This is a genomic window from Aeromonas sp. QDB14 (genome assembly GCF_027707845.1).
GTDB lineage: Bacteria > Pseudomonadota > Gammaproteobacteria > Enterobacterales > Aeromonadaceae > Aeromonas > Aeromonas caviae.
Genome location: NZ_JAPCJD010000126.1, coordinates 1 through 6,436, shown reverse-complemented (window position 1 = coordinate 6,436; position 6,436 = coordinate 1). Strand labels below are relative to the sequence as shown.

Sequence of the window (6,436 nt, the reverse complement as noted above, 5' to 3'; positions counted from 1 at the left end):
CGGAACTAGTGATTGGTTCCGGATTGTCCTACAGCAGAAGGATCGGTCAATGGATCCTTAACTGATCAGCATTGCGCACAGGGGCGGGCATGAGGGGGACCAAGGTCAGCCTGAGGCGCCTCAGGCGGCATCCATGTGGAGCCTTGAAATCAGTTCATTGACCTCGAGCACCGTCTGGCGATGGGGAATGTCGGCTTGCAATGGCATCATCAGCAAGCCCGACTGGAAATCGAAGCGCCCCCTGCCGTGGATGTAAATCCGCCCCTTGAAGAAGGTTTTGACATGTTTTGCCACCATCAGTGGCAGGTACTTCTTGAACACTCTCATCGTTTGCAACCTCTTGAAGTTGTATCCGTATGACAGCAGCTTATGCGAAATAATTCCGTTAAATTTATATAAAAAACCGGAAAAATCGACTCCCTCTTCCCAAAAAACCAAAATGTAACTTATTATTAACTTTTACCGTATTGTATGCGGTCCTTCCAGCCAGAGCAAGACTCCTTTGCCATCTTGCCATTCGATGCAGGCCAGCCCGGACGTCGCGAACATGGGGGCCCCTGCCGCCGGGCAGAGACTCTGGACCAGATACCCCACCAGCGGCAGGTGGCTGACCATCAGGATGTTGTCATGCTCCGCCGCCAGCTCCGTGAGGTAGCTTGCCACGAAAGCCGGATCCCCGTAGGGGGTGATGTCGCCGCTCTCCTCGACCTTGAGGGCCTTGGGCAACACGGGGGCGATGGCCTGCCAGGTCTGTCTGGCACGCAGATAGTTGCTGTGGATCACCAGGTTCAGGGAGCCTGCCAATTGGGGAGCCAGCCAGCCCGCCATGTGGATGGACTCTTCGATGCCTTGCTCGGTCAGTGGACGCTGTTCATCAGTCTTTGCGTTCATGCCAGCCTGGCCATGACGCATGATGTAGATTTTCATTACAACCTCGCCCAGGGGGCCTGTTTAAATAGCGGGGGGATCTTACCCCGCCATGCCGGGGGAAACAATTGCGCCACCTCTCAGAAAAGGGTTTGCCTCGCAAGATAGCGGGGTCGATAATCATGTTTAAATTCAAATAAATTCACCGCGAGCCCCTCCCCAATGAGCCCATATGCCAGTCCCAATGACCATCGGCGGTATCACTATCTGGAGCTGGCAAACCGGCTCAGGGTCTTGCTGATCTGTGATCCCGAGACCGACAAATCCGCCGCCTCCCTGGCGGTGAATACCGGCCACTTCGACGATCCTGCCGATCGCCAGGGCATGGCCCATTTCCTCGAGCATATGCTGTTTCTCGGTACCCGCACCTACCCCAAACCCGGTGAGTACCAGCAATTCATGAGCCGTCACGGGGGCAGCAACAACGCCTGGACCGGTACCGAGTTCACCAACTTCTTCTTCGACATCGACAACGGCTTCTTCGAGGCGGGGCTCGACCGGTTCTCCCAGTTCTTCATCTGCCCCACCTTTGCACCGGAGTGGGTCGACAAGGAGCGCAACGCGGTGGACTCCGAGTACCGCCTCAAGCTGCAGGACGACGTGCGCCGCAGCTACCAGGTGCACAAGGAGACGGTCAATCCGGACCACCCCTTCTCCAAATTCTCGGTGGGCAACCTCGACACCCTGGCGGATCTCCCCGGCCGGGATCTGCGTTCGGATCTCATTGCGTTCTACGAAACCCACTACAGTGCGGATCGCATGGCGCTGGTCATGCTTTCACCGGCACCCATCGAGACCCAGCTGGCCTGGTGTGATCGCTTCTTTGGTGCCATTCCGGATCGCCGCCTCGGCCCTCAGGTACTGAGCCATCCTCTCTATCGGCTCGATGATCTCGGCATTCGCATCCAGCTGACCCCGGTCAAGGAGACCCGCAAGCTGGCGCTGACCTTCCCGCTGCCGTGCGTGGATGAGTATTACGACAAAAAACCCCTCACCTTCCTGAGCCACCTCATCGGCTATGAGGGGGAAGGCAGCCTGCTCTCCCTGCTCAAGGGGCGGGGCTGGGTCAATCAGCTCGCCGCCGGCGGCGGCATCAGCGGCGCCAACTTCAAGGACTTTGGCGTGAGCTTTGGCCTCACCCCCCTTGGGCTTGAGCATGTAGACGAGATCATCGCCGCCCTGTTTGGCTATCTGAAGCTCATCGAGCGGGGCGGGGTGCAGGCCTGGCGCTATGAGGAGAAGCGCAGCGTGCTGGAATCCGCCTTCCGCTTCCAGGAGCGGGGCCGGGCCCTCGACACCGTCTCCGGCCTCGTGCTCAACCTGTTCAGCTACGGGCCGGACGATCTGCTCTACGGCGACTACATGATGCGCGAGTTCGATGAGCCGCTGATCCGGCGCTTCCTCGCCAAGCTGACGCCCCACAACCTGCGGGTGACCATCCAGGCCCCGGAAGCGAGCACGGATCGCCTCGCCCGCTGGTACCAGACACCCTACAGCGTCCAGAGCATCAGCGAGGCCGAGAAGATCCGCTGGCAGCAGAGTGAACCGGATCCCGCCCTGCACCTGCCGGCGCCCAACCCCTTCATCAGCACCCGCCTCGACGCCCGTCTGCCGGCGCTGCCCGCCGACATGCCGTCCTGCCTCATCGACAGGCCCGGTTTCCGGCTCTGGCACCTGCATGAGCATCAGTTCAGCGTGCCCAAGGGCAGCCTTTATATCTCCGTCGACAGCGAACATGCGGTCAAGAGCCCGCGTCACATCGCCATGGCGCGTCTGGCCGTGGAACTGCTCACGGATCACCTCAACGCCCTCACCTACCCAGCGGAGCTCGCGGGCCTTGGCTACCAGATTTATGCCCATCAGGGGGGCTTTACCATCAACCTCAGCGGCTTTGCCGACAAGCAACCGCTGCTGCTCGACATGATCCTCGGCAACCGCACCCTGGGGTATCCGGATCCGGCCCGCTTTAGCGAGATCAAGGAGCAGCTTATCCGCAACTGGGAGAACCAGTCCAAGACCCGCCCCATCTCCCAGTTGTTCAACCAGCTCACCAGTTTGCTGCAACCCAACAACCCGCCCTTCGAGCAGCTGTTGCGCCACCTGCGCACCGTCGAACTCGGGGAGATGCCCGGCTTCGTCTCCGAGCTCTTTGCCAGGGTGCATCTGGAGGCCCTGGTACACGGAGACTGGACGGCCGCCGAGGCCCTCGAACTCGCGGCCCTGCTGGAGCGCCACCTCGGTGCCAACAGCCAGCCCAGCGCCGAGACCCGCCGCCCCCTCATCTCCATCCAGGACAGAGGCACCCTCATTCGCGAGCAGGGGTGCGATCACGAGGACTCGGCGCTGCTGGTCTACTACCAGTCCCGCACCACCCGGGCGCGGGATCTCGCCTGCTTTACCCTGGCGAACCACATCATGTCCTCTACCTTCTTTCACGAGCTGCGCACCCGCCAGCAACTGGGGTATGTGGTGGGCGCCGGCAACCTGCCTCTCAATCGCCATCCGGGGCTGATCTTCTATATCCAGTCGCCGGTGGCGGGACCGCAGATCCTGCTCGATGCGGTGGAGGAGTTTATCGACCTCTTCCCGCTCGCCATGCTCGAATTTACCGAGCAACAGTGGCAAGAGAGCAAGGCGGGGCTGCAAGCCCAGTTGAGCGAGCGGGATGCCAACCTGCGCAGTCGCGGCCAGCGGCTCTGGGTCAGCATCGGCAACAAGGATCTGGGGTTTGATCAGCGGGAACGGGTCTGCGACGAGGTGGGCAAGTTGAGCCGCGCCGATCTGGTGCGCTTTATCACCCAGCTGCGATCGCGCACCTCCGATCGGCTGATCCTCTGCAGCTATGGTCAGGGGCACGAACATGACGAGCGGATCACCGGCCAGTTTATCGACGATCCACGGGCATTTCGGCTCAACGCCGCCACCTTCGAAGGCTGACCTCCCCTGTTGGCAACGCGCAGGCAATAAAAAGCCGACCCTGTGGGGTCGGCTGGAAAAACCATAATCAATTGCGACCAGAGCCGCCAAAAGTGAACATGAGCGTGAAAATCAGACACTGGGTTGATGTTCGACCGGCGTTCAAACCAGAGCTCATCGGTCGGCACCAGCAGTGATTGAGAAACAGCCTCATCTTAGGCATTTCCCTGATTTTCCACGTTGATCTATGTCAAAGGAGGTAAAACAAGCGCCACTTCCCTCGTTGGCAGCGGCCTCGCGCCCTCCTCAGCCCCGGCGGATAAGCCGGTAAGCCACCTCGTCGAAATAGGAGAGCTGCCCCGAGAGCACCCTGGGGTGATCCAGCTCAGCCCCCCGGCCCAGCACCTCGACACCAAAGTCGCGCTCAAACAGGGTGCGCACCTCCATCTCCCCCACCGAGAACGGCGGCTGTAGCTGCTGCTCGGGCTGATACTCGAGGGTCACCAGCAACACCTGCCCTCCCGCCTCCACCAGGCGGCTCATCAGGGCGGCATACTGGCGGCGCATGGCGTCCGGCAAGGCGATGAGGGCCGCCCTGTCATAGACCAGGCGATAACGCTGACCAAGCTCCGGAGCGGCGAAGAAGTCCCCCTGATAGATGCGCAGATCCTCGTGCCGGTGGCACTGATAGGGACCCACCTCGCTTCTCTCTGCACTCAGGTTGTTCTCGTCAAAAAACTGGGTAATGGCGAGCTCGGAGAGCTCGAAGCCATCCACTGGATGCCCCTGCTCACGCAGCCAGAGCATGTCCCGGGACTTGCCGCAAAGGGGCACCAGCACGGGGTCGCTCCCTTGCTGGGCCGACCACCAGGATTGCAGCCAGCGGTTGAAATCTGCCTGATGAAAGCCAATCCGGTTCTCTTTCCACTTCTGGTGCCAAAATGCCGCTTCCATCATCTTCCTCTCGTCATCTGCAATGGTGCATCACTATCACAACTTCACCGAAGTGGCGCAAGCCCCATGATCCCGCCTCAGTGCACGAGAAGGCCCACGATGGGCAGGCCTCAGGCCACAACCCCAGGCAGGCTTGTCGCCATCGCTGCCAGCCGGGTCAGGATCTGCGCGAAGGTGGGTCGCCGGGAAGGCACCTCAAAGCCGCACTCCCCGGCCAGTCGATGAAGGGGGTCGAGGTCGGCGTCCCCCCCATCACAGCGCGCCAGCAGCTCGGCCAGCAGGCAGCCAAAGGCCCGCACTTCCAGGCGCTCCAGCCGCCCGGCCAACACCTCATCGGCTCGGTCGTAACAGGAGGCGGCGCCAAAGTCGCCGAGCAGGACCCGGCCCTGTGCTTGTTCTTGCCCCTCTCCTTGCTCTTTGCCTTGCACAGAGTGCAACAGGTTATGGGCATAGAGATCGCCTTGCAGTATGCCCCGCCCGTGCAGATGCCGTGCGGCGCTCACCACGCCCTGTGCCAGGCTGAGCAGCGCGGCGGGTGTGAAGCGCACCCCGGCCGGATAGACATCCCGGGTGCAGGAGTCCAGGCTAGGCGGCCCCGCCAGGTTGACATAATCCGGGGGGATCAGCGCCATCACCAGCGCCGGGATGCCGGAGGGGTGATCCCCCACCCTGCCCACCACGCCGACCAGGTTGGGGTGGCAGCCGGCGGCGAGCGACACCGCCAGCTCGCAGCGGGGCAGACCGTCGCTGGTCACGGCCCCCTTGAAGAGCTTGACCGCCACCGCCTGCGTCCCCTCCTCCCCATCCAGCCCGGCACGATGGATCACACCGGACGCCCCCTGCCCCAGCAATTCCCCCAACTTCAATGCAGCCCACGGGATATCGGCCACCGAGGCGCACTGCTCCAGCCGGCGCTCCAGCCTGTCGCTGAAGGGGTTGCCCGCGTAGGCGAGCCAGCTGAGGCGCGGTAGCGCCAGCAGCCAGTCGGGGAAGACCTCGAGCCGGTTGGCGGCGATGCGCAGCAGCTCCAGACGATGGCAGTTGGCAAGGCTTGCCGGCAGCTCGCGCAGGCGGTTGCCCGAGAGCATCAGCTTTTGCAGGGCGTTGCACTGGCCCAGCTCGTCCGGCAGCGACTCAATCTCGTTGTCGGTCAGAATAAGCCAGCGCAGTTTGGTGGGCAGTGATGTCGGGGAGACCACTTCAATCCGGTTGGCCTTGAAGCCCACCATGGTGAGCGCAGGGCAGCGCCCCAGCACCTCGGGCAACTCGGTAAAGCGGTTCTCGGAGCAGAAGAGAATGCGCAGCTTCTTGCATTCGGCCAAACCGTCCGGCAACTCGCTCAGCTGGTTGCCTGTGAGATCCAGCACCTCCAGCGTCTCCTTGAGGCTCAGGATCTCGGGGGGGAAAACCGTGAGTCCTTCAGCGAGTTTCAGGTGGCGGGCGCCGCAGAGTTTACCTGCGCGAAGCTGTTCCAGGGTATGCATGGGATCGTCTCTATCAACATTCGGGCTTGCGGTGGCTCACTGCGGGCACTCCCCCCAGACCACAAAGGAGGGGCATTATAGGGAAGGTGCGAACAAGTCCCTGATATGAGATCATGTTTGTCATCTGGAGCCATGAAAAAGGGTTCATCATGAGT

Annotated in this window: 5 protein-coding genes; 1 reads left to right on the top strand and 4 read right to left on the bottom strand. The window is 61.8% G+C overall.

Features of this window, described 5'->3' with window-relative positions; genetic code table 11:
• Positions 1-120 precede the first annotated feature (120 nt).
• Entirely contained in the window at positions 121-327 is a 207-nt protein-coding gene (locus PG887_RS21490) for a DUF1107 domain-containing protein (RefSeq protein WP_005324080.1), read from the bottom strand.
• A 132-nt stretch (positions 328-459) separates the two neighbouring features.
• Complete coding sequence (sixA, locus tag PG887_RS21485) at positions 460-927, bottom strand: phosphohistidine phosphatase SixA (RefSeq protein ID WP_010674560.1); 468 nt, start codon at positions 925-927, stop codon at positions 460-462.
• Positions 928-1,089: 162 nt separating this feature from the next.
• On the opposite strand from sixA, the gene PG887_RS21480 reads away from it, so the two are divergent.
• Positions 1,090-3,864 carry an insulinase family protein gene (locus PG887_RS21480; protein WP_270822873.1) on the top strand — a complete coding sequence of 925 codons (2,775 nt, stop codon included), beginning with the start codon at positions 1,090-1,092 and terminating at the stop codon, positions 3,862-3,864.
• A gap of 285 nt (positions 3,865-4,149) precedes the next feature.
• Here the strand turns inward: PG887_RS21480 and PG887_RS21475 are convergent, their stop codons facing one another.
• Complete coding sequence (locus tag PG887_RS21475) at positions 4,150-4,797, bottom strand: thiopurine S-methyltransferase (RefSeq protein ID WP_270822872.1); 648 nt, start codon at positions 4,795-4,797, stop codon at positions 4,150-4,152.
• A 110-nt stretch (positions 4,798-4,907) separates the two neighbouring features.
• Positions 4,908-6,281 carry a leucine-rich repeat-containing protein kinase family protein gene (locus PG887_RS21470; protein ID WP_270822871.1) on the bottom strand — a complete coding sequence of 458 codons (1,374 nt, stop codon included), beginning with the start codon at positions 6,279-6,281 and terminating at the stop codon, positions 4,908-4,910.
• Positions 6,282-6,436 lie beyond the last annotated feature (155 nt).